This is a genomic window from Pseudodesulfovibrio tunisiensis (assembly GCF_022809775.1).
Classification (GTDB): Bacteria; Desulfobacterota; Desulfovibrionia; order Desulfovibrionales; family Desulfovibrionaceae; genus Pseudodesulfovibrio; species Pseudodesulfovibrio tunisiensis.
Genome location: NZ_CP094380.1, coordinates 1708897 through 1735358 on the forward strand (window position 1 = coordinate 1708897; position 26462 = coordinate 1735358).

At 60.9% G+C, this 26462-nt stretch carries 22 protein-coding genes and 1 pseudogene; 15 read left to right on the forward strand and 8 right to left on the reverse strand.

Annotated features, from left to right (window positions below; genetic code table 11):
* Positions 1-72: 72 nt before the first annotated feature.
* Positions 73-1095, forward strand: coding sequence for a Ppx/GppA phosphatase family protein (locus tag MPN23_RS08370; protein WP_243547242.1), 1023 nt, complete (start codon positions 73-75; stop codon positions 1093-1095).
* Here MPN23_RS08370 and lepB read toward each other — a convergent pair.
* The 5 genes from lepB to MPN23_RS08395 form a co-directional block, all read right to left on the reverse strand.
* Positions 1073-1951, reverse strand: coding sequence for a signal peptidase I (gene lepB / locus MPN23_RS08375; RefSeq protein WP_243547243.1), 879 nt, complete (start codon positions 1949-1951; stop codon positions 1073-1075). The genes MPN23_RS08370 and lepB overlap by 23 nt on opposite strands.
* Before the next feature lie 149 nt (positions 1952-2100).
* Positions 2101-5271 carry an efflux RND transporter permease subunit gene (locus MPN23_RS08380; RefSeq protein ID WP_243547244.1) on the reverse strand — a complete coding sequence of 1057 codons (3171 nt, stop codon included), beginning with the start codon at positions 5269-5271 and terminating at the stop codon, positions 2101-2103.
* A gap of 9 nt (positions 5272-5280) precedes the next feature.
* Positions 5281-6351: an efflux RND transporter periplasmic adaptor subunit gene (locus MPN23_RS08385; RefSeq protein WP_243547245.1), complete on the reverse strand. Its 1071-nt coding sequence runs from the start codon at positions 6349-6351 to the stop codon at positions 5281-5283.
* Between the two features lie 3 nt (positions 6352-6354).
* Positions 6355-6870 (reverse strand): hypothetical protein, encoded by a 516-nt coding sequence (locus tag MPN23_RS08390; RefSeq protein ID WP_243547246.1) that lies wholly within the window; start codon positions 6868-6870, stop codon positions 6355-6357.
* Positions 6871-6874: 4 nt separating this feature from the next.
* On the reverse strand, positions 6875-7342 hold the full coding sequence (locus MPN23_RS08395; RefSeq protein WP_243547247.1) for a MarR family winged helix-turn-helix transcriptional regulator: 468 nt from the start codon (positions 7340-7342) through the stop codon (positions 6875-6877).
* Between the two features lie 95 nt (positions 7343-7437).
* Here MPN23_RS08395 and MPN23_RS08400 point away from each other — a divergent pair.
* Positions 7438-10535, forward strand: a pseudogene (locus MPN23_RS08400) (UvrD-helicase domain-containing protein).
* A gap of 43 nt (positions 10536-10578) precedes the next feature.
* Here MPN23_RS08400 and MPN23_RS08405 read toward each other — a convergent pair.
* On the reverse strand, positions 10579-10722 hold the full coding sequence (locus MPN23_RS08405) for a hypothetical protein (protein WP_243547248.1): 144 nt from the start codon (positions 10720-10722) through the stop codon (positions 10579-10581).
* A 171-nt stretch (positions 10723-10893) separates the two neighbouring features.
* On the opposite strand from MPN23_RS08405, the gene cbiR reads away from it, so the two are divergent.
* The 10 genes from cbiR to MPN23_RS08455 all read left to right on the forward strand — a co-directional run bounded on the left by cbiR (position 10894) and on the right by MPN23_RS08455 (position 22674).
* Entirely contained in the window at positions 10894-11622 is a 729-nt protein-coding gene (gene cbiR, locus MPN23_RS08410; RefSeq protein ID WP_243547249.1) for a cobamide remodeling phosphodiesterase CbiR, read from the forward strand.
* A complete protein-coding gene (locus MPN23_RS08415; protein ID WP_243547250.1) occupies positions 11619-12128 on the forward strand; it encodes a bifunctional adenosylcobinamide kinase/adenosylcobinamide-phosphate guanylyltransferase in 510 nt (169 codons plus the stop codon). Before cbiR ends, MPN23_RS08415 begins: the two co-directional genes overlap by 4 nt.
* A gap of 3 nt (positions 12129-12131) precedes the next feature.
* Positions 12132-13127 (forward strand): DHH family phosphoesterase, encoded by a 996-nt coding sequence (locus MPN23_RS08420; protein WP_243547251.1) that lies wholly within the window; start codon positions 12132-12134, stop codon positions 13125-13127.
* Between the two features lie 212 nt (positions 13128-13339).
* Positions 13340-15991, forward strand: a complete 2652-nt coding sequence (polA, locus tag MPN23_RS08425; protein ID WP_243547252.1) for a DNA polymerase I — start codon at positions 13340-13342, stop codon at positions 15989-15991.
* A 441-nt stretch (positions 15992-16432) separates the two neighbouring features.
* The gene (locus MPN23_RS08430) at positions 16433-18064 is read left to right on the forward strand and encodes a nickel-dependent hydrogenase large subunit (protein WP_243547253.1); all 1632 of its coding nucleotides are present in this window, start codon (positions 16433-16435) and stop codon (positions 18062-18064) included.
* Between the two features lie 28 nt (positions 18065-18092).
* Positions 18093-19103, forward strand: coding sequence for a [FeFe] hydrogenase H-cluster radical SAM maturase HydE (hydE, locus tag MPN23_RS08435; RefSeq protein WP_243547254.1), 1011 nt, complete (start codon positions 18093-18095; stop codon positions 19101-19103).
* Entirely contained in the window at positions 19100-19867 is a 768-nt protein-coding gene (locus MPN23_RS08440; protein WP_243547255.1) for a nucleotide-binding protein, read from the forward strand. The genes hydE and MPN23_RS08440 overlap by 4 nt, the downstream gene beginning before the upstream one ends.
* 26 nt (positions 19868-19893) lie before the next feature.
* Positions 19894-21192, forward strand: a complete 1299-nt coding sequence (locus MPN23_RS08445; protein ID WP_243547256.1) for a nitrogenase component 1 — start codon at positions 19894-19896, stop codon at positions 21190-21192.
* A gap of 9 nt (positions 21193-21201) precedes the next feature.
* Positions 21202-22404, forward strand: coding sequence for a nitrogenase component 1 (locus MPN23_RS08450; RefSeq protein ID WP_243547257.1), 1203 nt, complete (start codon positions 21202-21204; stop codon positions 22402-22404).
* A 21-nt stretch (positions 22405-22425) separates the two neighbouring features.
* Entirely contained in the window at positions 22426-22674 is a 249-nt protein-coding gene (locus tag MPN23_RS08455; protein WP_243547258.1) for a HypC/HybG/HupF family hydrogenase formation chaperone, read from the forward strand.
* A gap of 77 nt (positions 22675-22751) precedes the next feature.
* On the opposite strand, the gene MPN23_RS08460 is transcribed toward MPN23_RS08455, so the two are convergent.
* Positions 22752-23189 (reverse strand): hypothetical protein, encoded by a 438-nt coding sequence (locus MPN23_RS08460; protein WP_243547259.1) that lies wholly within the window; start codon positions 23187-23189, stop codon positions 22752-22754.
* A gap of 190 nt (positions 23190-23379) precedes the next feature.
* On the opposite strand from MPN23_RS08460, the gene MPN23_RS08465 reads away from it, so the two are divergent.
* Together MPN23_RS08465 and argC are read left to right on the forward strand one after the other, a co-directional pair.
* Positions 23380-23667 carry a DUF1844 domain-containing protein gene (locus MPN23_RS08465; RefSeq protein ID WP_243547260.1) on the forward strand — a complete coding sequence of 96 codons (288 nt, stop codon included), beginning with the start codon at positions 23380-23382 and terminating at the stop codon, positions 23665-23667.
* Positions 23668-23681: 14 nt separating this feature from the next.
* Complete coding sequence (gene argC / locus MPN23_RS08470) at positions 23682-24737, forward strand: N-acetyl-gamma-glutamyl-phosphate reductase (protein WP_243547261.1); 1056 nt, start codon at positions 23682-23684, stop codon at positions 24735-24737.
* Positions 24738-24820: 83 nt separating this feature from the next.
* Here argC and cls read toward each other — a convergent pair whose 3' ends face one another.
* Positions 24821-26017, reverse strand: a complete 1197-nt coding sequence (gene cls, locus MPN23_RS08475) for a cardiolipin synthase (RefSeq protein ID WP_243547262.1) — start codon at positions 26015-26017, stop codon at positions 24821-24823.
* Between the two features lie 54 nt (positions 26018-26071).
* On the opposite strand from cls, the gene MPN23_RS17265 reads away from it, so the two are divergent.
* A complete protein-coding gene (locus MPN23_RS17265; RefSeq protein WP_481374255.1) occupies positions 26072-26341 on the forward strand; it encodes a hypothetical protein in 270 nt (89 codons plus the stop codon).
* Positions 26342-26462 lie beyond the last annotated feature (121 nt).

Below are 26462 nucleotides of genomic sequence, written 5' to 3' on the forward strand. Positions count from 1 at the left end.
ACCGACCTTGCCATCCCTCTGACATTTTGTAATATCTTTGTCATCATTGATACTACAGGTCCTGGAGACGGCATGAAATCGTTTTTTTCCCGGGGACTCCTCATCGGATTGCTGGTCCTGCTTTCAGCAACCTTTCCAGCATGGACGGAAAGCGGGCAAACCATACGCCGCGCGGCTTTCGACATCGGTTCCGCCACCATCAAATGCAAGATTGCGGATGTGGATGTGGAGAACGGGCGCGTATTGCGCACAATCGAGGAAATCGCGCGCAAGGCCGACTTTGCCCTGTCTCTGGAACGCTCGAAGCGGCGCGTCCTGTCCGGAAAGGTCATGGATGAAGGAATCGCCGCACTCAAGGAAATGAAGGCACGCGCAATTGAACGCGGAACCAGACAGTTCAGCGCCGTGGGAGCCCGATGTTTTCACGAGGCCGCCAACGGCCGGGACTATTTTTCCCGCATCACCCGCGAAACCGGGCTGCCCGCCCGCATCATCTCGCAGCAGCAGGCCTCCATGCTCAATTTCCATGCCGTGCGACAGAGAATGAACGGGCCCGAACTCAAGCTTCTGGTCTGGGACATCGGCGGCAACAGCATGCAGATGACCGCGCGCAACGCGGATGCAAGCCTTGCCTTCTACATGGATGAAATGGCCTCGGTATCATTCTGCAAGACCGTGATGGACGTGATCCAGGGCCAGCCCGAAAAGAATTCGCCCAACCCCATCAGCCCGAGTCAGGCGGCCCGCGCCCTTGATTTCGCCAAATCCTACGCCCGCCTGCATGTCCCGTCCGAACTGGCGACCCGCATCCGCGAAGGCGACATGCGCGTGGCAGGCATAGGCGGCGTTCACTACTACTGCATTCCGGAACTCATGGGGGTGCGGCAGCCGCTTTTCACCCGGGAGGACGTCAGACGCACGCTGGATCGATACATGGGCAAGACCGACGCGGAAATCGACAGCCCCTATGCTCCCACGCGGGTCAGCGACCTCATTCTCGTGCTCGGGTACATGGACTCTCTGGGCATCACCTCGGTGACGCCTCTCAGGATCAACGAGGCCGACGGCCTGCTCACCGCGCCGGAATTCTGGTAGATTCAAATCCATTCAGGGTCTGCCCGAACCGGGAAGCCCACTCCGCCCCCCCTGCTCCGCCGGGAAGATAGACATACAGGGCAGAGGCTCGAAACGCGGACCGGGGAACCGGCCCGAAGAAACGGGAGTCATACGAGGCGTCGCGGTTGTCACCCATCAGGAAATACTCGTCGGGCCCAAGCTGCAGCCCAGCCAGATTGTCCCGTCTCGGACTGATCGCGGAGTCGGCAAACCGGACATAGGGTTCCTGCAGCCGCTTCCCGTTCACGAACACGACCTTGCGTCGCAGCTCCACCCGCTCACCGGGCAGCCCCACCACGCGCTTGATGAAATACTTGGACGGGTCCCTTGGCAGCTCGAACACCACCACCTGTCCACGCCGAACCGGATCATCCATGCCGAAAGCACGGGCCATGATCTGATCTCCGACATGCAGGGCGGGCAGCATTGACCCGGACGGAATGGAATAATTCCGATAGAACGCGGAACGAACCACGATTTCCAGAAGCGGGCCGGACGTGAATGCAGTTAAAACGACCAGCCCGTAAATCCACCCCCGATTGCACGATCGCAGCGAATATTCCCGCAGTCCCCGAGCCTGCCACCACGCTTCGACTGCCACGAGCATGTTCAGGGCCAGAAGCGCGCCAAAGGACGCGACCAGCGTGTCGAACGAGGCACAGGCCGGAATCAGCACCAGCCCGAGCACGGTCTCGATCGCAAAAAGGACCGCACCCTTTTTCCACTGGCCGTTGTAGACCTGCCCAACGCCGGAAACCAGAAACGACAGCAGCCCCGCAAGCCACGGCCTGCGGGGACGCATTTCCAACGAATTCGAATCAGGCAATCCGCTCATATCCTGCATTTCCACACTTTTTTTTGCCCATCACGCCGAGGATTGCAACTCGACGGCATGATTTTTTTGGTCCCGCCAATTGTCCCGAAAAAGACGACGGCCCGGAAACCCTCGGGTTTCCGGGCCGTCAATGTGTTGCATGAGGAGTTCTACTCGGCTTCCTGCTTGCGCGATCCGCGCTTTTCCATGCCAATGAAGAACATGAGCAGGGACGGAATCACGAACACGGTGAAGACCGTGGACAGGGCGAGCCCGCCAAGGACCACGGAACCGAGGCCGCGATAGAGTTCGGAGCCGGGACCGGGCGCCACTGCCAGAGGCAGCATGCCGAACAGGGACGTGGAAGCGGACATGTAGATCGGCCGCAACCGGGTGCGGGTCGCTTCCAGCACGGCTTCCTTGTGCTCCATGCCGTACTCGCGCACGTTGCCCAGCGACTGGTGCACGATGAGGATGGCGTTGTTCACCACCACGCCCACGAGAATGACGAACCCGAGCATGGTCAGAATGTCCAAAGGCTGCTGGGCAATGAGCAGATTCTCCAGCTTCAGGCCGAGGAATCCGCCCGCGCCAGCCAGAGGCACGGTGAACAGAATGATGAACGGATACAGGAAGTTCTCGAACAATGCCGCCATGAGCAGATAGGTGATGATCAGGGCGAGCAGGAAGTTCCACTGCAGGGCGTCGCGGGTCACGCTCAGCTTGTCCGCAGCGCCCGAGAGCCGGACCTTCACGCCTTCGAGCAAGCCCATCTTCTGCACCTGTGGCACCAGATTGTTCTGGATGGTTTCCATGGCCTCCTGCAAAGGCATTTCCGCAGGCGGAGTCACCTGCAACGTGATGGTGCGCTGCCGCTCCAGATGCCTGATCTCGTTCACGCCGTAGGTGCGCTCGATCGAGGCCAGAGAGGACAGGGGCACGGCCCAGCCCTGAGACGTGGCCACCAGCGAGGAATGCAGTTCCTCGGGCGTACGCGCATCCTCATCCGAGGCCTTGAGCACGAGGTCGATCTTCTTCTTGCCCTCTTCCTTGAAGTCGCCGATCTTGCGACCGTCCATGATCACGTCCAGAGCAATGCCGAGATCCTCGGAGGTCAGCCCGACCGCACGCACGCGGTCGCGCTCCGGGTGAAACCGCACTTCGGGATACAGCAATTCCAAAGAGGGCACCGGACGAATCTGGCACCCCTGAATGGCCTGCTTGGTCATGCCGAACATGGTTCCGGCCGCTGCCACGAGCTTTTCCAGATTGGGGCCGGAAAAATCCACATCCACAACGCGGCCTTCGCCGAGCCCCTGCTCGAAGATCGACGCCTGAAGCGACACGCCGTACATGCCCGGAATGGAGTTCAGGAGCTGAAAGAACAGGGGCGTGAGTTCGCCGCCCCGCTGCTCGTGGATTGACGAAGCACCGAAGATGTTGATGGTGGGCGCGGACACGAAAAACATATCCTTGATGCCCGGAAACGGCCCGACATCCTTTCGATGGTGCGGCTTGAGGTGCTCGAACACGTACTCCCCGATTTCGGTGCGTTCCTCGTAGGAAAGCCCCGGCGGCGGAATCAGGATGGACAGAACGAAGTTCTGGTTGCCCTGAGGCAGATACTCCATCTTGGGAAAGAACGCCCAGACCATGAGTACCGAGGCCATGGTCAGAGCCAGCACCGTGACCACGCGGGACTGCCAGGAGCGGATGGCCCGCTCAAGCAGCATCATGATGAAATCGGCGAACCGGGAACCAAGCGCGGTCACCGGCTTCATGATCCGTTTGATCATGGACAGGCCTGCGGGATCCCGGGGCGAATCATCAGCCTGATTGCCGCGCCGTTTTTCCGCGATGGAATAGAACTTGTTGGCCAGCATGGGAATGACCAGAACCGAGACGAACAGCGACAGGACAATGGCGCATGTCACGGCAATGGCGATATCCTTGAAGAGCTGGCCCGCTTCCTGCTCCATGAAGACCACGGGCAGGAACACGGCAACCGTGGTCAGGGTGGACGCGAACACCGCGCCCCAGACCTCGGTGGCCCCGTCGTATGCGGCACGGAAGGCATTCTTGCCCATGTTCCTGTGCCGGTCGATGTTCTCCAGCACGACAATGGCGTTGTCCACGAGCATGCCCACGGCAAAGGAGATGCCCGCCATGGAAACCACGTTCAGGGATCGTCCGGCCGCCGCGAACATGATGAACGCGCCGATGATGGAAATGGGAATGGTCACGGCCACGATGATGGTGGACGACATGGACTGCAGAAACACGAACAGCACCACGACAGCCAGCAGGCCGCCGATCATGATGTTGCGCTTGACCAGCTCGATGGCGCCGTTGATGTAGGGCCGCTGGTCATAGGACCAGTCGAGAAACACACCCTGCTCCTTGAGCACGGTTTCATTCAGGTCCTGAACCACGGCCTCCACCGCATCCGTGAGTTCCAGCACGTTGGCCCCGGGCTCGGGCTTGACGCCCACGGCAATGCCGGGTGCCGCGTTGTGCCGCATGACGGTCGTGGCCTTTTCCAGACCGGGCCGCACCGTGGCCACGTCCGACAGCTTGACCCTGTACGAGCCGGAAGAGGAAATCACCACATTCCGGATGTCTTCGGGGCTGTTGAACTCGGCTGGCGTACGGATGCGGTAGTCCCTGCGTCCCACGCCCATGCTTCCGGCGGAAATCGAGACGTTCTCGCGCCTGAGCACGTTGATGAGCTCCGAAGTGGTCAGGTTGTAGGCGGCCAGCTTGACCGGGTCCACGATGATATGCATCTCGTTTTCCAGTCCGCCGCCGATGAACAGGTCGGCCACGCCACGCACACGCTCGATGTACTGACGCACATCGTTCTCGAAATACGTCCGGAACCCTTCCGGATTCTTGCCGCTTTCCGGCAGAGCCTTGAGCATCATCCAGATGATCGGGGACGTGGATGCGCCCGTGGCCGAAATGATCGGCCTGTCAACGCCGTCGGGATACTCCGGGACCTCGTTCAGCTTGTTGGAAACACGCAGCAGCGCGTTGTCCACGTCCGTGCCGATTTCGAAGGTCAGGGAAAGTTCGGCCCGCGAGTTGAAGCAGGAGCTGTCCATTTCCGTGAGCCGAGGGATGCCCTTGAGCACCTTTTCCTGTTCCTCGATCACGTCCCGCTCCATCTCGTATGGAGTTGCGCCGGTCCATGTGGTGGTCACGGAAATGACCGGCTCGGTCACGTCCGGAGCAAGCTGGTACGGCAGGGTGAGCAGAGCCACCGAACCGAACAGAAGAACCAGAATCACGCCCACCAGAACAGCGACGGGCTTTCGTATGGAGGTACTGACGATATCCATGCCGCCCTCCTACTTGTCGCCCGCTGCTGCCGGAGCCACGGGCTGACCGGGCATGAGCCGCTCATTGCCCTTGATGACCACTTCCATGCCGGGCTTGAGCTTGTCGGACTTCACGCCCGCGTCCAGACCGCGATAGCCGACGACCATCACGGGAAACGGCACGGCCTTGCCATCCAGCACGGCCCAGACCACAAGCTGGCCGCGCGAGGAAATCACGGCGTCGCGCGGCACCACAAGATTCCTGCCTCCGGCATCCCGGGGCAGGGAAACGCGGGCCTCCATGCCTTCGGCAAAAGCTCCGCCCGGATTGTTCACGCGAATCTTGACCGGGAAGGAACGGGTCGCCACGTCGCCCTTGGGCACCACGGCGAAAATCCTGCCGGGCAGCTCGCGCTCGTCCACATGTACAGTGAGTTTCATGCCCGGCTTGACCAGACTGAAGGAACGCGCTGGCGCATTGACGACCACGTCGAATTCGTCATCGCGGGCCACCACGGCAACCGTGGTTCCCTGCGAGACCCACTCGCCTCGATCCACCTTGCGCTCGATGACCACGCCGTCGAACGGAGCACGGATGTTCTTCTTTTCCCGCTCGATGAGCTGCTGACGCAGTGTGGCCGTGGCAGCAAAATAGGTTTTCTCCTTGGCCTCGGCATTGAGGCGCTTGGTGTCGTATTCGCCTTCGGCAACGGTCTTGGACTTGAACAGGGTGGATGTACGCTGGTTTTCCAGCTTGGCCAGCTCGAAATCCGCCTTGGCCTGGGCCTGAAGCGCCCGGGCATTGGCAATGCGGCGGTCCAGAATGTCCGAGGAAAGCTGCACGAGCACATCTCCGGCCTTGACCCGCTGGCCGTCCTCGACATTCACGGAAACGGCCTTGCCATCGACCTCGGAGGCCACGTCGGAAATTTCCGTGAAGTAGACCGTACCGATGAATTCCCCCTGCGGCACGACTTCGCCCGTGGTAACCTTGGCCGTGACCACGGGAGACGGGGGACGCTCCCCGCTTTTCTGCGCCGAAGCAGGCAGTATGGAGGTGAAAAGGAAAAGCACGATCCAAAGCAATGTCGTCAATCGCATCAACTATTCTCCTGCTTGCTTTGCCCTGTGTTTCCAGGGTTTGAAAATCGAAATGAATACCATGACCGTCAGGACGGCCAACTGGGCCCCGCCCCAGTAGAAATTCAATGTCTGGGAACGCAGATACTCGGCATTGCTCAATGCTTCAGCTCCGAAAAGGCCGGACAGTTCCATCATGCGTTCCTCCCACGGTCCCAGACAGAATGTGCCGAACAGAATGGCCGCGATGGTCACGACCCATTTGCAGAATATCCAACCGTGCCGGAAAAAGCCCCATCCGGTCAATGCGGAGTACGCCAGCCCCGTAAGCAGACAACCGAACGCGCCCGGAATCACCACCACGAGCATGTCCACATGATGAATGGCCCGGTTGATGCCGTAGAGCTCTCCGCCGTCCGTTACCCCGCTCTTCAGAAAATGGAGCAGAGTCAGGGCAAGGGCCCCGCCAACCCAGGAACAGACTGCGACAAGGTGCAGTCCCTTGAGCCATTTCCGGGAGGTGGAACCAAGCACGTCCATGACGTCATTCCTCGCATTTTCCGGCACAGTCGCCAGCGTAGCGCACAACGATCTGCCAGAGCACCCGCTTGCACACGGCCACATCGTCCGGATCGATGTGATTGACCATCTCGTCGCGACAGTCGATCACGATGTCCACGGAAGTCTCCAGCAGCCTGCGCCCGGCATCCGTGATGAAAAGCCGCTTGACGCGCCGATCGGATTCATCCTGCACGCGCCGAACCAGCCCCCGCTTTTCCAGAGCCGCAACCAGACGGCTCACCCCGGTCTTTTCCTGATTCAGAATGCCGCACAGGTTTCCCTGATTCAAACCGTCGAACTTGGAAAGAGGCAGCAGCGCACGCCACTGCTCCACGGTGATGTCCAGTCCGCTGGCCGCGAAACGGGCCGCCAATTCATTAGTAAATATGCGCGCGCTCTTCCATGTGAGAAATCCCATGGAATCACGCGGTTTCAGTCTGTCGAGAACCATCGGAAAGTTGTATGCTCAACGATATGCAGGGTCAACCCCTTTTTTCCGGGCCGGACGGGTTGCAATGAAGGCCATATAATCTTAGTGTCCCGGGTATGGAACGATTCACTGCAGACCTCCACATCCATTCTCGTTTTTCCAGGGCCACAAGCAAGAATCTCACCATCCGCAATCTGGCCGCCTGGGGCCGAATAAAGGGGCTTTCGGTGCTCGGCACCGGGGATTTCACCCACCCCGAATGGCTCGCGGAGATCGAGGAACAGCTTGAGGAAGATGGCAACGGCCTGTTGCAGCTCAAGGACCCGTCCGGGCTGGAAAGCCAGATCCCCACTTTCGAGGGATCCTTTTCCGGCGTGACCCGGTTCATGCTCCAGACCGAGATCAGTTCCATCTACAAACGCGGCGGCAAGGTGCGCAAGGTGCACAACCTCGTGTACATGCCCGATCTCGACGCCGTAAGACGATTCAACGAAAAGCTCGGACAGGTGGGCAACCTGCTTTCGGACGGCAGGCCCATCCTCGGTCTGGACAGCCGCGATCTGGTGGACCTGGTGAAAAACACCCATGATCAGGCCTTCGTGATCCCGGCCCACATCTGGACCCCATGGTTTGCCCTGTTCGGGTCCAAGTCCGGATTCGACTCCATCAGGGAATGCTTCGGGGACTATTCGCAGGAAATATTCGCCATGGAAACCGGGCTGTCCTCGGACCCGGAAATGAACTGGACCTGGAGCGAACTGGACCGCATCAAGCTCATTTCCAACTCCGATGCCCATTCCGGCGAAAAACTGGGCCGCGAATTCAACCTGTTCCGGGGCGAAATGTCCTACGAGGGCATCTACCGCGCCCTGCGCGGCGAGGGACTGGGCCAGAAATTCGTGGGCACTGCGGAATTCTTCCCGGAAGAAGGCAAATATCATCTGGACGGCCACCGCAAGTGCGGTGTGGTGCTCGATCCCCGGGAAACGCTGGCCCGGGGCGGCCTGTGCCCGGTCTGCGGCAAGCCGCTGACCCGGGGCGTGTACGCCCGCATTCTCGATCTGGCCGACCGCGAGGAACCGGTTCAGCCGCAGGGCGCGCCCGGTTTCACTTCCCTCATTCCACTCAAGGAAATCCTTTCCGAGGTGCTCGGCGTGGGTTCGACCTCCAAAAAAGTCAATGCGCTCTACATGAAGCTCATGCGGAAATTCGGGTCCGAAACAAACGTGCTGCAACGCGTTCCGCCCGAAGATCTGAAAAAGGAAAACCCCTATCTCTCCGAGGGCGTGACCCGAATGCGCGACGGTCAGGTCATCCGCCAGTCCGGTTTCGACGGCCAGTTCGGTGTCATCTCCGTGTTCACCAAGCAGGAGCAGGAGGAAATCAGAAACGGCGCCACCCTGATCCCCATGCCCGCGCCTGCCAAGGATGCCGAAGTCCCGGAGGACCTGCCCATCCTGACGCCGAAACAACCGCTTGCCGAGGTGGAAAGAGCCGTGGTGTTCAACAAGGGACAGCAGAAGGCCATCAAGGCCGACGGCCCGGTGCTGGTGCTGGCCGGCCCGGGAACCGGCAAGACGCAAACCCTGATGGGCCGCGTGACCCGGCTGCTGGAAGGCGGGGAATCTCCCCGGCGAATCCTGGCCCTGACCTTCACGCGCAGAGCCGCACAGGAATTGCGGGACAGGCTGCGCGCCATCCGGGGCGAAGACGAGGAACTGCCCCAGTCCGGCACCCTGCACGCCCTGTGCTTCGACTACTGGAAGCACGCCTACGGCGAAACCCCGGTGGTTCTGGGCGAGGCATCCGCCAAGAAGCTGTTTGCGGAGAACAACCCCCAGATCGAGCCCAAATATCTCGATCACTACTGGAACAAGTACAATCTGTACCGCGAACGGCTCATGGAGCTGGACGACAAGCTTTCGGAAATGCACCTCAACTACGGGAACCAGAAGAATCACTGGAATCTCGTGGACTACACAGACCTTCTCGAATTCATGCTCGAACAGTCGGGCGCGCCCACGTTCCGTCTGCCCTACCGCCACGTGCTCGTGGACGAGGTTCAGGATCTCACTCCGCTTCAGATCGCCGTGGTGCGCGGCATTGCCGGTGAAGCCGGAGAGGGCCTCTTCTGCATTGGCGACCCCAGACAATCCATCTACGGCTTTCGCGGTGCTGTGGGCGATGTGGAGGAACGGCTCAGGGAATTGTGGTCCGGTCTCAAAATCGTGACTCTGGAAGACAACTACCGTTCCGGCGAAATCATCCTGCAAAGCTCGGGCGCGCTCTTTCCGGACACGCCCCCCTGCGCGCCAACCTTGACGTGGACGCGCAAATCCAGCTTTTCGAGGCACCGGATGCCCTGCGCGAAGCCGCATGGATCAGCGACCGGGTCAAGGGGCTGATCGGCGCGACCAGCCATACCGTGGCCGACGCCACGGGCCAGGGGGAACTCGCGCCCGGCGACATCGCCATTCTGGTACGATTCAAGGCCCTGATCCCGGTACTGGAAAAGGCGTTGAACCGTTTCGGCCTGCCCTGCGCCACCCCGGAACTGGAAGCATTCTGGCACGAGCCGCGCATTGCCATGGTCCTGCGCACCGCGGGCCAGATACTGGGCGTGTCTCTGGACGATTCCGACGAGCTGCTCGACCTGCCCGACCATATTCTGGCCAAGGGCCCGGTCGGTCTGGAAGCCTATCTCGGCGACGCAGCCCCGTTCGACCAGTTCTTCTGGGACAGCAAGCAGTTCAGCCAGCTCAAGAAGGAATACGACCAGCGCGGCGGCTGGTCCGGACTGATCAACTGGGTCAACCTCCAGTCCGATCTGGAAATGGTGCGCCGCAACGCGGAAAAGGTCCAGATCATGACCCTGCACGCGGCCAAGGGACTGGAATTCGAGGCAGTATTCATGCCTGCCTGTGAAGAGGGCATCCTGCCATTCGCGGGCATGGACCTTCTCACGGCCAAGATCACCCTGACTCCGGGCCGGGGCCAGAGATTTCCGGAAGAGCGGCGGCTCATGTACGTGGGCATGACCCGCGCCAAGCGACTGCTGTACCTCAGCCACGCCATGAAACGGCAATTGTTCGGCAAGACCCTGCAACTGCCCCGCTCGCGCTACCTGCGCGAAATCCCCAAGGGGTTGTTCACCAAGACGCAACTGGCCGCCAAGAAGGTCACCAAGGAAAAGCAGATGAGCCTGCTCGACTGACGGAACGCACCGGCCGGGCCTGCGCCCGGTCCGAAATGCGTTGTCAGATCATGAACCGATACACGTTCCTCTCGTACATCCGGCAGAACCGCCGGGCAAAACGCCCGGAGAATCCCACCTGCCGGAGCCGACAGAACACGTGCAGGGGGTTGAAAACATGCTGGCAGAAATTGCGGAATCCTTTCATGGCCTCATCCTCGGGAAACGGGTTGTCTCTGCCCGAAACGCTGCAATCCGCGTGCCCGGAAAGGATAGTTGAATGATGGCCGGACCTTTGCCTTCCGCCCCTTCTGCCGGGCAGGAAAACCCTGCCCGAACGCGTCATGCCGCCGTCGCCGACCTCTGGCAACGTCATGAAATGAACGCCCCGTTCACCATTGCCGCGCCCAGTTTCGTACTGCGCGCCGGAGTGCCGGAGAACACCCGCTTTCTCAAGAATTTCTTCCCGGAAATCGGCCTGCTCTTCTTCGAGACGCAAGCCTGCCTGAACTATACCGAAACCGACCTGCCTCCGACCCTTGCCGACCTGAACGTGTCATGGCACGTGCACCTGCCGCTGGATTTGCCATGGCAGCACGGACTGGACGCGGTGTGCCGCGATCTGGAACCGCTCATCAAAAAGGTTGACCTGTTCGCTCCCGAACGGTACGTGCTGCATCCGCCGGACGGCTCGCAGCTTGCGCCGTTGGCGGAACGGCTGCGCAACATGGGCGTGAATCCCGCGGATATCCTTCTGGAAAACACGGAAGAGGGCGATCTGGCCGACATCTGGCCGGAAGCGGTTGAGGCGGGATTTTCCGCATGTCTGGACATCGGCCACATGCTGGCCTATTCCCAGCAGCGCATCATGGACCTGCCCGGACTCTGGGACAGGGTCCGCATGCTGCACATATACGCGCCCGGAACCGGAGCGCACCACCAGCCCCTTGGCGGGCTGGACCGAAACGGCAGAAAGCTGCTTAAAACCATGCTTGCCCGACTTGAACCCGGCAACGTGGTCACGCTGGAAGTCTTCGAGGAGCAGGGGCTGTTCGCCTCGGCGGAACTCCTGGTCGAACTGACCGCAAAATGGAGGAACCGTCCGTGATCACGCTCGTTCTCGGCGGCAACAAGTCCGGCAAGTCGGACTTTGCACTGGAGCTGGCGGCCCGGTCGGGCCATCCCATGCTCTTCATCGCCACAGGCAAGGCACGCGACCTGGAATTCCGTGCCCAGATCAACAGGCACCGCCTGGATCGAGGCCCGGAAACCACTGTATTCGAAGTGGACCGGGACTTGCCTCGGGCGCTCATTAACGCTAAACCGGACTTTCCGACCGTGCTGGTGGACAGTCTGGACTACTGGCTTTTCAGCATTCGCGAAGCCGAATGCGAACAGGCCAGCGTCGAGGAATTTCTCGACACGCTCCGGAACTGGGACGGCCCGGATCTGGTGCTGGTCTCGTGCGAGACCGGGCTCGGGCCGCTGCCTGCCGGCAGCGCGATTCGGGCTTTCGTGCGGAGCCTCGGGGCGCTCAATCAGGAGACGGCCCGTTTGGCGGATGCGGTGCACCTTGTGGCCGCAGGGCTCCCGCTAACCCTGAAAAAGGGATGATTTGTGGCACTTTTCAGACAACTGGACGAACAGGTGGAGCAACTGCTCTCCCTGCTCAGCAAGGATGACAACTGGCTGATCGTCATCAATGCCGACCCGGACGCTCTGGGTTCGGCCCTGGCCCTCAAACGCATCATGACCCGCCGGGTCAAGTCCGTGGGCATCGGCCAGATCAATGAAATCCAGCGGCCGGACAATCTGGCCATGATCCGCTACCTGCGCATTCCCACGCGCAAGCTCATACCGAATCTGGTGGCCCAGTACGACAAGTTCGCTCTGGTGGATTCCCAGCCCCATCACAACCCGGAGCTGGAAAAGCTGGATTTCTCCGTGGTCATCGACCATCACCCCGTTTCCAGGGAAAACCCGGTCGAAGCGCCCTTTGCGGACATCCGTCCCAAGTACGGCGCGACCTGCACCATGCTCACCGAATACCTGTACAACATGAAGATCCGCCCGGCCAAACTGCTGGCCACGGCCCTCATGTACGGCATCCGGTGCGACACCAAGACCTTTGAACGGGAATTCATCGACGCGGACATGGCGGCGTTCAAGTACCTGCACAAGTTCGCGGATGCCAAGCTCATGAACCGCATCAGCCGCAGCGAGTTCCATCTGGACTGGATGCGCTACTTCTCCCGGGCCTTCTACAACCTGCGCCGCATCGGACACGGCCTGTTCGCGCATTGCGGCAATGTGGAGAACCCGGACATTCTGGTCATCGTGGCCGACTTCTTCACCCGCGTGCACAACGTGCCGTGGGTCGTGGTCTCGGGTGTGGCCGACGACAAGCTCGTGGTCATCTTCCGGGGCGACGGCATGCGCCGGGACATGGGCAAGATGGCCCAGACCCTGATGAACGGACTGGGCTCCGCCGGCGGACACAAGCAGGCCGCGCGAGCAGAGGTCGAAGTGGCCGCTCTGGAAGGCGAAGACCCGGAAATCTTCATGCTCAAGCGGCTGGGACAAGGCAACAAGTCCGTGATCCGCAGAATCTGACGGACCGACACCGAATTCCAGGCTGTCCGGCAACGCGCGCAGGACAATGCACGCATGACTCGACAGCCTGACAACCGCAGACCGCCCGGCTGGCGGCCGCGGCCAAAGCGGAAACAAGCCGGAAGCGATACAGTACCCACTGCGTGGCTCTCCGGCGGCTTTTTTCGCGGCACAGCGACCACCGCGCCGAGGTCTGGCAAACAGGAAACGCCATGCCTTCTATCAAGGAACGCCTCAATCTCGACACGGACCCCGTATTTCTCATCGACGGCACGGCGCTCTTCTATCGCGCCTTCTACTCCCGCGCCGATCTGACCCGTTCCGACGGATTCCCCACCGGCGCGGTCAACACCACGCTCCGGGTGCTCATGAATCTGATGCGCGACGAGCAGCCCGCCCATCTGGCCTTCATCATGGACGGCAAGGGACCGACCTTCCGCCATGAAATGTACGAACCGTACAAGGCCCAGCGGCCCGCCATGCCTGAACCTCTGGTCATGCAGATCGAACCCGTGCGTCAGGCCATCGAACTGCTCGGGGTCAAGCTCATGGTCTCGGACGGCGTGGAGGCCGACGACTGCATCGCCTCCCTTGCGGCCCGGTACAAGGCCGAGCATCCCGTGGTCATCGTGGCTGCGGACAAGGACCTCAAGCAATGCCTCGACACGAACGTGGTCCTGCTGAATCAGGCGCGCAAGGACAAGCTCACCACGCTGGAGGAATTTCAGGAAGAGGAAGGCATGACTCCGGCCCAGTGGCCCGACTTTCAGGCCCTGATCGGCGATTCCGCGGACAACATTCCGGGCATTCCCAAGGTCGGACCGGTCACGGCCAAGAAGATCATGGCCGAATTCCCGACTCTGGAATCCCTGCGCGACGGGTACGAAAACCTGCCAGCCAAGCTCCGGGCAAAAGTCGAACCTGAACTGGAAAACATCTTTCTGTACCGCGAACTGACCCGCATGAAGCTGGACTGCTGCACCAATCCCCTGTCCGAACTGGAGGTGCATGCCCCGGACCGCGACGCCCTGCTCGCGTTTTTCGAGGAATACGAACTGCGCTCCCTGTCCCGGGCCATTCCCAAGACTCGAGCTGCGGTCAGAATGCCTGTGAGCACGCCTGCGGCCAAACCCTCGGCTCCCGGAACCGCGACTCAGGGGCTACTGTTCGACATGGGGGAAACCAGGCCCAAGGCCGATCCCATCCGGCTGACCGAAATCACAACGGCCTCGGCCCTGCCCGACATGACGGGCAAGGACGTGGGCCTGTGCGCCGAAGACACGAAATTCCGGCTCGGCGTGGAGGACAGGGAATATCTCTATACCGGTGATACCGCGGACCTCGCCAAATCCCTGAGCAAGACGGCACGCATCGCCACGCCCAGCGTGCAGGACCTGCTGCGCGCGGACACGGCATGGGAAGCCCTGCGCCCGGATCAGTGGTTCGACCTGTCGCTGGCCGCCTACCTTCTGGACCCGGAAGCCCGCAACTACGCATGGGACCGCTTGCGTCAATCCCTGTACCAGAACCCCGGCCCCGGATTTGCCGAGGTTGCGCAGGGATTGCACCCCGAGGCTCAGGGCCTTGCCGCGCTGGCCTACATGCGCGGCGTGATCCACAGCGTGGAAAACGCCAATCTCCTCCCTCTGATGCGCGATCTGGAGCAACCCCTGATCCCGGTGCTGGTGGGCATGGAACGGCAGGGCATCGGCGTGGATGCCAACGCCTTCCGCCAATTTCTGGAGGAAGTGAGCCATGAGCTGGAATCCCTGACCCGCAAGATCATCGACCAGTCCGGAGGCGAACCTTTCAATATCCGATCCAGCCAGCAGCTCGCCACCGTGCTGTTCGACAGACTGGAGCTCAAGCCCTCGGGCAAGACCCCGGGCGGCCAGCTTTCCACGGCCAATCAGGTTCTGGAGAAGCTCCGCTCCCAGCATCCGATCATCGAGGACATCCTCGAATACCGGATGCTGGAAAAACTCCGCTCCACCTATCTGGAGCCGCTGCCCAAGCTCATGGACAAGTCCGGGCGCATCCATACGCATTTCAACCAGCTCGCCACGGCAACGGGCAGGCTGTCCAGTTCCGGACCGAATCTCCAGAACATCCCGATCCGGGGCAAGCACGGCCCGCGCATGCGCGCCTGTTTCACGGCCGGGCCGGGCAATCTGATTGCCGCGGCCGATTATTCGCAGGTGGAACTCCGCGTACTGGCCCACTTCTCCAGGGACCCGAATCTGCTGGACGCGTTCCGCAACGATCAGGACATTCATGCGCGCACTGCCGCGCTCCTGCACGACAAGGACGCGCCCGAGGCAGTCACCCCGGATGAACGCCGCAGCGCCAAGACCATCAATTTCGGTCTGATCTACGGCATGGGGCCGCAGAAACTTGCCCGCGAGCTCAAGATCACGGTGAATCAGGCCAAGGAATTCATTGCCCGGTACTTCGAGAAGCTCGACACCCTGAAGAAGTTCTACGACTCCGTGGTGGAGGAAGCCCAGCACAACGGGTTCGTCACCACGCTGGCCGGACGCCGCCGCCTGCTGCCCGAACTGCATTCGCGCAACAGCCAGGTCGTGTCGCAGGCCCGACGGCAGGCCATCAACACGGTCATTCAGGGGTCGGCCGCGGACATCATCAAGATGGCCATGCTCAAGGCCCACAACGACAACCAGCTCGCCGAACTGGACGCACGCCTCATCCTTCAGGTGCATGACGAACTGCTCATCGAAGCGCCGAAGGACACCATCGAGGCGGCAGGAAAGCGGCTCATGGAGGTCATGCAGACCACGGCCGAACTGGACGTGCCCCTGAAGGTGGACATGGGCATCGGCTTTACATGGGCCGAGGCGCATTAGCAGGAAGAGGCCTCCGGCAGCCTGAACCTTTGCAGAAGGTTCAGGACTCCAAGACTTCCCGGTTGCAAAACCTGAAGGAATCCAGCAGATGCAAGGCCGTGCTGGCGGCGCAAAGACAAAAGCAAGTCCCGGGAGCCTGACGGCTTCCGGGATTTTTTTTGCGAACCACCCTTCGGAGCAGCCCATGCCCCTGCCCCGACACTCGGGAATGGCACCCTCTTTCGTATTACTATTTTTAAAATGGTAATAATTTTTTGTTACGCATTCTTGACACGTGCTACTGTCAAATATATCGTGCCCTCGCACAACCTGATGTTGTGAACGCATCCTGCAGGAAGGGTTTTCTGACCTTAGGGCGAGCGTGCCCTGACGCGTCGCTTTCCCGCATGTGCGTCAGGTCTTTCGCTCCCCTTCCCTTCCTCGGAATACCGAGGAGGTACGATGACAAATTCCATGGCCGTTCGAATGGCCGAACCGACCGTCAGGACGGACTGGAGCGGACCAGTGGTTCCCTGTCCCGGCAATGCGTTCGTCGTGCGCGTCCGACTTGTGGACGGACGGGTCGACGAAGCATGGAGCACGGGCCGCATGGTGCGGAACATGAACGTTCTGCTGCGCGGGGAACTGGATGATCGGGGTCGCCCGAAATTCGTCAGTCAGCCGCACTGTCTCTGCAATGACGGCCATGCTCTGGCCGCGATCCGCGCCGTGGAGGACCTTGCGGACGTGGTTCTGCCGCGTAGCGCGATTCTGGTACGCAAACTGGTCCAGTCCCTGCGATGCATGCAGGAGCATCTGCTCCATTTCTATCAATTTCATCTCTCCGACTGGGTGAACCGGGAAGCCGCACTGCGGGCCGATCCGGTCAAGGCAACGCGCCTGTCCTCCCTGCCCGGAGCCGATGCCGACCTTTTCCGAACAGCCCGGGACTGGCTGCACTCCATGGCCACCACGGCCTCGGACGCAAGCCCGGGACATGTTGCACAAGCCCCCCATGCCGGCCCGGACGAACTGCACCTCATGCTTCAAGGCCACGCCCTGCAGGCCGTTCGGGTCGGCTCTTCACTGCAGACGGCTCTGGAATTGCTCGGCTGCAACTCCAAGGGCTTTCAGGCCTATCGGCCGGGCGGACTCCCCGACGACATGGACCTGAGTCCGGCACTGCTGACAGCCCTGCACGCCGAACTCGAAAACTGCCGGGAATTCGTCGAAACAGTATTTCCCTCGGATCTGGTCCGGCTTGCCAAGGTGCATGCGCCGTGCACCGAACAGGGCCGGAGCAGAGCTCTTCTGACCTGGGACGACGCAAATCATGGCAGCCTTCTTCTTCCGGACGCGAACGCAACGGCATGGCACCGTTCCACGCCGGTACCGGAAGCCGTGACCGAGGAGGCGGAACCGAACTGGAATGATCGGGACCGTCATTGCTACCGACTTCTCCGACGTCGGGCAGAACCTTCGTTTCATTGGAGTCAGGCACGATATTTCTGGCTGACCGCGCCCAGACACGGAAAAACAGCCTGCGAGGTTGGCCCGCTGGCCAGAGTCATGAGCAGCTTTGCCGAAGCCGATCCGACCATGGGACAATTCCTGAAACGGATGCTCGACGATTGCGGACTGTCCCTGTCCGCCATGAATTCCACCATGGGACGGGTTCTGTCGCGGGGCATCGAGTCCTCCTGCCTGATGCGCTCCATTCAGGGCCTGCTGGACGAACTGGAACCGGTGCTGGCAAGCGGGCAAGGTCGAAGCACGAAATTCACCCTGCCGAAATCCGGCATCGGTACAGGCCGGGTGGAAGTGCCACGCGGCACGCTGGCCCACAGGATTCGCTGGGCCGATGGCAGAATCGTCAGCCACGAATACCTCATTCCGTCCCTGTGGAACTTTTCCCCGCGCGATTCCGCCGGAGAACGCGGCCCGCTGGAGCACGCCCTGCTCGGCTGTGCCGTGGCGAATCCCAACCATCCGCTGGAAATCCTGCGCACCCTGCACCAACTGGACCCGTGCAACGCCTGTCACGTGGTGATCGAGGACCGGGACACCGGCCGGACCACCCTGACCACGGCCTGATCTTCCCCCTGAACCAAGGACTCAGACCATGAATCGGAAAAGCATACTTGAGGCTCTTCGGGACGAGGCCCACCAGACGGCTCTGTTCGAACAGGCCGATCAGGTGCGCCGCGATCAGGTGGGCGATGCCGTGCAATTGCGCGGCGTGGTCCATTTCTCCAACCACTGCCGGTGCAACGACCTGTACTGTGGTCTGCTGAAGGACAACGCCCAGTGCAAACGGTTCCGCATGACAGAGGATCAGATCGTGAACACGGCTCTGGCCATTGCGAATGCCGGCCTCAGGACCGTGGTGCTGCAATCCGGCGAGGACCCCCATTTCACCGGAAGCATGCTCTGTTCCATCATCGAGCGCATTCTGGACAAGGCGGACGTGGCCATCACCCTGAGTCTCGGCAAGCGCTCCCGCAAGGACCTGAAGTCCTTCAGGGACGCCGGGGCCGAGCGCTATCTCATGAAGCACGAGACCATGAATCCGGAACTCTATTCACGGATGCGTTCCGGCATGCAACTCGATGACCGGCTACGGCTCATCGACATGCTGCGCGAACTGGAATTTCAGGTGGGCGTGGGCAACATCGTGGGACTGCCGGGCCAGACTCCGGAGGATATCTGTGAAGACATTCTCTTCTTTCAGGATTTCCAGCCGGACATGATCAACATCGGCCCCTTCATTCCCCATGCCCAGACTCCGTTCAGGGACGATCCGGCGGGCGACATGGACCTGCTGCTCCGCGTCTTTGCCCTGACACGAATCGTCACCGGCAACACGCACATGGCCGCAGCCAACACCGTGGCCACTCTGGACCCGGACAACGGCCAGTACCGGGCACTCGCTCTGGGCGGAGCCAACGTCATCATGCCCAACTGCAATCCGTTCCTGAAAAGCAGAACGGACAAGATCGAATACGAATTCCAGATCACCACCCGCAAGCGCTATGTCTCGGTGGACGAAGCCAGAAGCGTGGTGGATCGGGCCGGACGAACCATAGGCGAGGGCAAGGGACATTCTCTCAAACAGCAAGGAGCACTGCTTTGATAAAGGTAGCGATTTACGGAAAGGGCGGCATCGGCAAATCCACGGTAACCTCCGGAATTTCCGCAGCGCTGGGACTGGGCGGCCACAATGTCATGCAGATCGGCTGCGACCCCAAGACCGACTCGACCATCAACCTGCTCGGCGGCTTTGCCCCGACTCCCATTCTGCAATACCTGCAGGAAAAGGGACAGCCCGACACGCTCGACGCCATAGTCAGGAAAGGGTTCGGCAACGTCACCTGCATGGAAGTGGGCGGTCCCACCCCGGGCGTGGGCTGCTTTGGACGAGGCATGCTCACGGCCTTCGAACTGCTCGACGAAATGGGCGCCTACGACATCTACAAGCCGGACGTGGTGCTCTACGACATCATGGCCGACATTGTCTGCGGCGGCATTGCCGTGCCCATGCGGGAAGGGTTTGCGGACAAGGTCTGCATCGTGACTTCCGGTGAAAAGATGGCCCTGCTGGCTGCCCGGAACATCATCCTCGCCCTGCGCAATTTCGCGGATCGAAACTATGCGGAACTGGGAGGCCTGATCCTCAACTGCCGGGACATGGACAACGAGGTGGAGCGCGTGGAAGCGTTTGCCCGCGAGATGGACACCTCGATCATCGGCGTGATCCCCCGCGACACGGCCATCCACCGTTTCGAGGAGGACGGCAGGACCATTGTCGAGGGCGACAGAACCCTGCCCACGTCGCAGCGCTTCCTCGATCTGGCCGCAACCATCGTCAATTTCGCCGAAGAACGGAACGCAGCCTGATGCCAGCCAGGAAAGGAGATATGGACATGAATCCGGATCACGCCCGAATCAGGGTGGAACATCTTCGGGAAAAATCCGATTTTCCCTTTGCCCCGCTGGAAGGCGTCGGCCCCAATCTGGCGGGATGGGGCGTCATCGAAACCAGCCTGCTGCTGCCCGAGTCCGTGGCCATCATGGTCGGCCCATCGGCCTGCCTGCGCCATTCGGCCTTCATGGCCCATGCGCGGGGATTCACCGAGCGCTTCCATATGCTGTGCGTGTCCGAACTGGACATGACCATGGGCAACCACCTGTCCAAGGTGGAACGGGGCATCGCGGACATTCTTGCCCGGCGGGACGAAAAGGTCGCCTTTCTCATCGTGGGATGCCCGGACTACATTCTGGGCACGGATTTCACCGGAGTCATCAACAGGCTGGAAGCCTCCACAGGCAAACGGATCATCCTCGGCGCCATGGCTCCCATCACCATCGGGCTCAAGGAATCCCCGTTCACCTCGGCCTACACTTCCTTTTACGAATTCCTCAAGCACGAGCATCGTCAACTGAACGAAAACCGGCTCAACCTGCTCGGCACGTTCATGCCCCTGTCCGAATCCGGCGAATTCTACCGAATACTGGCCAATGCCGGGCTGGACGACGTTGTGCAGATACCGCTGTGCCCGGATCTCGACACCTTTGCCCGCATGGCCCATGGCCGGGCCTCGGTGGTGCTCCACCCGCTGGCCAACGGGCTGAGTGGCAAGCTGGAGCGAGAAATGGGCATTCCGACCTGTTTTGCACCGACAGCCTACGGGTTTTCCTCCATCAGGGAGCAGTACGAACGAATCGGTCAGGCAGCGGGCAGAACGCTGGACGTGGCAGTCGTGGAGCAGGAAGCGCGAAAAGCCGCGGCTCCGCTGCTGGCTTCCCTGCGCGGCAGGTCCACGGCAGTCGGATGCAGCATCAACGGCAGTCCCTTCGAACTGGCGCTGTTCCTCGTGGAAAACGGCGTGAACGTGGACGCCCTGTTCGCTCGCGGCACCATCAAGCCCTACGAATGGGACCTGATCGCAAAACTGGGTGCCGCCAAGCCGGACATTCAGGTCTACAACGCATCGCATCCCGCCCTGTGCGGACAGACCGCTCCCTTCGATCATGTCGAAATCGCCTACGGAGTGGACGCGGGCATGTTCTGCGCCAATGCGGCGAATGTTCCCCTGTCTCGCTATCAGGAACAGAAATACGGCTACGAGGCCACCATCTGGATGCTGGAACAGACCCGCGACGCCATGGCACATCCGGTCAGCAACTACGACTGGATCTATGCCCACGACTTTCTCATCTAAGGATTTTCCATGAAAGAATACCATCACCTTCTTCCCCTGGCCACGGGCTACTTCGGCGTCAGTTCCGCATTGTACGATTTCGACGGGCTTGTCGTTGTCTACGGCCCGGCTGGCGGCGCATGGCACATCAACATCGAGGACGAACCGCGCTGGTATCGCGGCCCGGCCACGGTGGTCGGCGCCGGGCTGCTGGAAATGGACGTCATTCTGGGCAACGACGACAAGTTCATCGACAATATCGTCAGGACGGCCAAGGGACTGGGGCGCAGTTTCGTGGCCCTGTCCGGCACCCCGATTTCCGAGATCATCGGCACGGACCTGAAGGGATTCGCCCGGACCATCGAAGCCCGCACCGACATGCCGGTGTTCATGGTGCCCACAGCCGGGTCCGAGCCCTATCCCGAAGGCGCTTCCAAGGCGTTCCTCGCGCTCGCCGACAAGTTCATGGACCCGAATGCGCCCAAGGTCTCCGGCGGCATCAACGTACTCGGAGCCATTCACCTCACCATGGGAAAAGGCACCCGATTTGCGCCTCTGCTCGACGTGCTCCGGGAGGACAGGTTCAGGATCGTGGGCATGTTTTCAGCCCCTCTGCCTGATCAGACCGATCCCCTTGAGGGAGTTCGCAAGGCCCCGGGCGCGGAAATCAATGCCGTGGTCTCCACCAGCGGTCTGGCTCTGGCCGAACACATGCATGCGGATTACGGCATCCCGTTCGTGGTGGGCATGCCTGTCGGTCTGGCCGGTTGCAACGCCTTTCTGGACATGCTCGACGGCTCGACACCCTCTGTCCACGATGACTGCGAACCAGTTCCGTACAGACACGCTCTGGTCATTGGCGAACCAGTGTTGAGCCATGGCCTGAAATACTGTCTGAGCCACGATTTCGGCGTGGGCAGGGTGGATGTGATCTCGGTCACGCCCTCGGAACAGATGTTCAGCCAAAGCCCGGGATGCATCGGCGTACTGGCGGAACGCGGCCATTTCGATCGCGATACCGACGATGAAAAACAGATCGGGGAACTGATGAACGATCCGAGCGTCGACCTGATCGTGGCCGATCCCTGCTACCGTCCCCTGCTGAAGGGAGAAAGAAAATTCGTCCCCCTGCCGCACACGGCCATGAGCGCACGAATTCACTGGGACATGGAATACGAATACGCTGTGGACAAGGGATACGAATATCTGGCCTCGCAACTGTTGGGCGACTAACGCGGAACCAAGGAGAAAACCATGTGTCTTGCCGTTCCCGCCGAAGTGCTTTCCATTGATGGGGACATCGCCGTGTGTCGCGTGGCTCAGGGCCGGACCACGGTCAAGGCGTCCCTGATGCTGCTGCCCCGAATGCCGGTCCCGGGCGAATTCGTCATCATCCATGCCGGGTTCGCCCTGCGCGTGGTGGACCGGAAAGCGGCGGAGGAAACCCTGCGCGTACTTTCCGAGTCCGTGGAATCACCTCAGGGGGCGAGTGCAGAGGGATAACCATCCGAAAACGGAACCGCCCTGAAACGTGCCCAAAAGAAATCCCGGGAGCCAAACGGCTTCCGGGATTTTCCGATCTACTTCTTCCCGGGCTTGCCCTTTCCCTTGGACTTGCCGGTCTTTCGGGCGTCCTTTTCCGCCTGCTTCCGCGCCTTGCGTTCCTCCTTTTCCACTTCGCGCTGATCCTTGTCGCGTTCGCGCTCCAGTTCACGCTGTCCCTTGGCACGCTCGCGTTCCTGCTCGGCAGCCGACTTGCGGTCCGCCTTTTCCTTCTTTGTGCGGGTCTTGCGGTCTTCCCGCTCCTGATCACGCAGCTTCCTGGCCTGGTCGCGCTCTTCGGACGCAGCCTGCTTCCGGGCCGCCTTTCGTTCCTTGCTCAAGCCGGGCATGTCCTCGTCGGCATCCGCCACCAGCATCGATCCGCCGAAGAAATCATGCGAACCGGCCCAGACCGGGGCAATGGTGAAGACCAGAGGCAGACAGACCAGAATCCCCAGAACAATGATTCGTTTCATGGTTTGCTCCCTTGTGTTTCAGAAAAATGGGGTCTTCTGAAACATACGCCACACACCACGAAAAGGGCACTTATTATTCTTCGTGGTCCGAGCAGGACAGGGCCGGGATGCGGCTCTGGCATTGACGTTCTTTCCGTCTGCCCGTAACAACTGGGGAGCGCTGAGTTTTCATGAAAAGGAGAAGGCAAGGATGAGCGAAAACAAATGCAATGAAAACCCCATGAAAGGGATGCCTCTGGACATCAATTTCACCACCTTCATCTATTCCCTGAGTTCTTCGGTGATGGTGGCTCTCGGCGAAGTGCCGGACCCGACCACGGGCAAGACCGAATTCCAGCCCGGCGTGGCCAAGCATACCATCGACGTGCTGGCCATGTTGCAGGACAAGTTCGAAAACGGCCTTGCGGACGATGAAAAGAAACTCATGTGCGACATTCTGTACAATCTGCGGATGTCGTACGTGAAAAAGACAAGCTAGACGGAGATTTCCCGATGCCCGAATTCATCAGGGCCGGTCTCGTGGGCGTGACCGGCTATACAGGAATGGAACTGGCCCGGCTCATGCCCGGGCACCCGAGCATGAAACTGGTCCGCGCCACCTCTCGCTCCGAAGCGGGCCGAACTCTGGCCGAACTCTACCCGTTCCTGCACCGAATGGAATTGGGCGAACTCGTCATCACCCAGCCTGACCCGGCCGATCTGGCCGCCTCCTGCGACGTGGTGTTTCTGGCCGTGCCCCACAAGACCGCCATGGAAATCGCGGCCGAGCTGCTGGAACACGGGGTCAAGGTCGTGGACCTGTCCGCGGACTTCCGCATCCGGGACAAGGCCACCTACGAGGCATGGTACAAGGTGGAACACACCCGCCCCGCCCTGCTGGCCGAGGCCGTATACGGCCTGATCGAGCTGTACGAGGACGACATCCGGGGCGCGCGCCTCATCGCCAACCCGGGCTGCTACCCCACATCCTGCATTCTGGGACTGGCACCGGCCATGAAGAACGGTCTGGCCGACCCCGCAGGCATCGTGATCGATTCCAAGTCCGGCACCACGGGCTCGGGACGCGGCGCCAAGATTTCCTCCCTGTTCTGCGAGGTGCACGATTCGTTCAAGGCCTATGGCCTGCCCACGCATCGCCACACCCCCGAGATCGAACAGGAAGTGTCCTGTCTGGCGGGAACGGACGTGACCCTGTCCTTCAACACCCATCTTCTGCCCATTGATCGGGGCATCCTGTCCACCATCTACACCACGTTGAAAGGCGACCGTTCGCTGAACGAGGTGCATGCGATCTACTCGGATTTCTACGCGGACAAGCCGTGGGTGCGCGTCCTGCCCAAGGGCCAGCTCCCGGAAACCCGGTTCGTGCGCGGCACCATGTTCTGCGACATCGGTCTTGTGGTGGACCCGCGCACCGGACGACTCATCATCCTGTCCGCCATCGACAACCTGTGCCGGGGCGCCTCCGGACAGGCCATGGCCAATGCCAACCTGATCTGCGGCCTGCCCGTGGATACGGGCCTTGGCCTGGCCCCGGTCATGCCCTGACCCTTCCTTGGCAATGAAACGAAAAACGCCGTTCCACCACTGTGGGACGGCGTTTTCCTGTTTCGAACAAAGGGAAAATCGGATCACAGGACCGGAGCAAGCAGCCGGGCGCAACGGACCAGCATCTTGTAGGCCGCATTCTTGTCATCGAACTCGCTTGGGCCGACCTCGATGCACCTATTGAAATCAGCCTTCATCATCTGCTCGATTTCATTGCAGAATGATTCATTTTCAACCAGCAGGGTTATCTCGAAATTCAGGCGAAACGAGCGGTTGTCCAGATTGGCCGTGCCCACCCCGGCAAGGCAGTTGTCCACGAGAAACACCTTCTGATGCAGAAATCCGTCCGCATAGCGGAATACGCGCACGCCCGGCAGGTCCAATTCCTTGAGGCTGGAAAACCCGGCCCAGTACACGATCTTGTGGTCCGGCTTTTCCGGTATCATGATGCGCACGTCCACCCCGCGCAGGGCGGCGAGCTGAAGCGCCTTGAGCACCGGGGAATCCGGCACGAAATAGGGACTGGCAATCCAGATGCGGTCCCGGGATGCGTTGATGGCGCGGACATACATGAGGGAGCAGGACTCCAGCTTGTCCCCGGGCCCGGTGCCCAGAGCCAGCACGTCGGCCCCACCCGGTCTGGGCTCATGGGACCAGTTCAGACGCAGCAGTTCATGCGCGGCCCAGTACCAATCCTTGGCATAGCTGACCTGCACCCCGAGCACGGCCGGACCGGAGCAGCGGACATGCGTATCCCGCCAATGCCCGAACCGCTCGTCCAGACCGAGATATTCGTCACCCACGTTGTGCCCGCCCACAAAGGCGGTATGGCCGTCCACTACCACGATCTTGCGATGATTGCGAAAATTGAGCTGAAACCGATTGCCCCGTCCCTTGCGGGTATGAAAGGGGCGGACGTCCACTCCGGCGGCCCGCAATTCCTCCCAGTACGCCGCAGGCGTGGAGTGGCAGCCGATCTCGTCATACAGGAAATGCACGCGCACGCCCTGGGAGGCCTTGGCCATGAGCAATGTCTTGAAACGCCGCCCGATCTCGTCGTCATGCACAATGAAGAACTGGACCAGAACATACTTTTCGGCCTTGCGAACAGCCCGGAAAATGGCCTGAAACGTGGCCTTGCCATCAACCAGCAGTTCCAGATCATTGCCACCGATGAACGGAAGCCCTGCCAGGGATTCGAACACGCAGCGCGGAGCATGGGGATTCCGCCGTTCCGAGGGCTTGAGCGGTGCGGGAATGTTGTGCACCCCGCCGACCATGCGCAGATATTCCCTGCGCCCGGCGCGCGCATGGCCTCCACATAGCCGTGGAACTTGCTGCGCCCGAAAATCCAGTACAGGGGCAGCGCCACCACGGGCATGCCCACCAGAGTCACGGCCCAGGCAATGGCCCCCTGCGCGGTCCGGGTATCGCGCACGGCCATGATTGCCGTGGCAATGCCCGCCACCTCGACCAGAGTCCAGAAAAGGCTGATCAGCCAGAGAAGCATCTGTGTTTCCATAGGACATATCCGCGAGCATTCCCCGGGCCCGCTTCAAAAGTCGCGAAAACGGGCAGCCGGGCAATTGGTTCCGGTGTCATGAGAATACCAGATTCATGAGGCAATGAAAACGTTGCCTCGCCATATCTTCCTGAAAAACATGCGAGAAAGGATTTCCATGCCGAAACGGCACGGGAAGAAGGGGAACGATCCGGTTCCGGTCG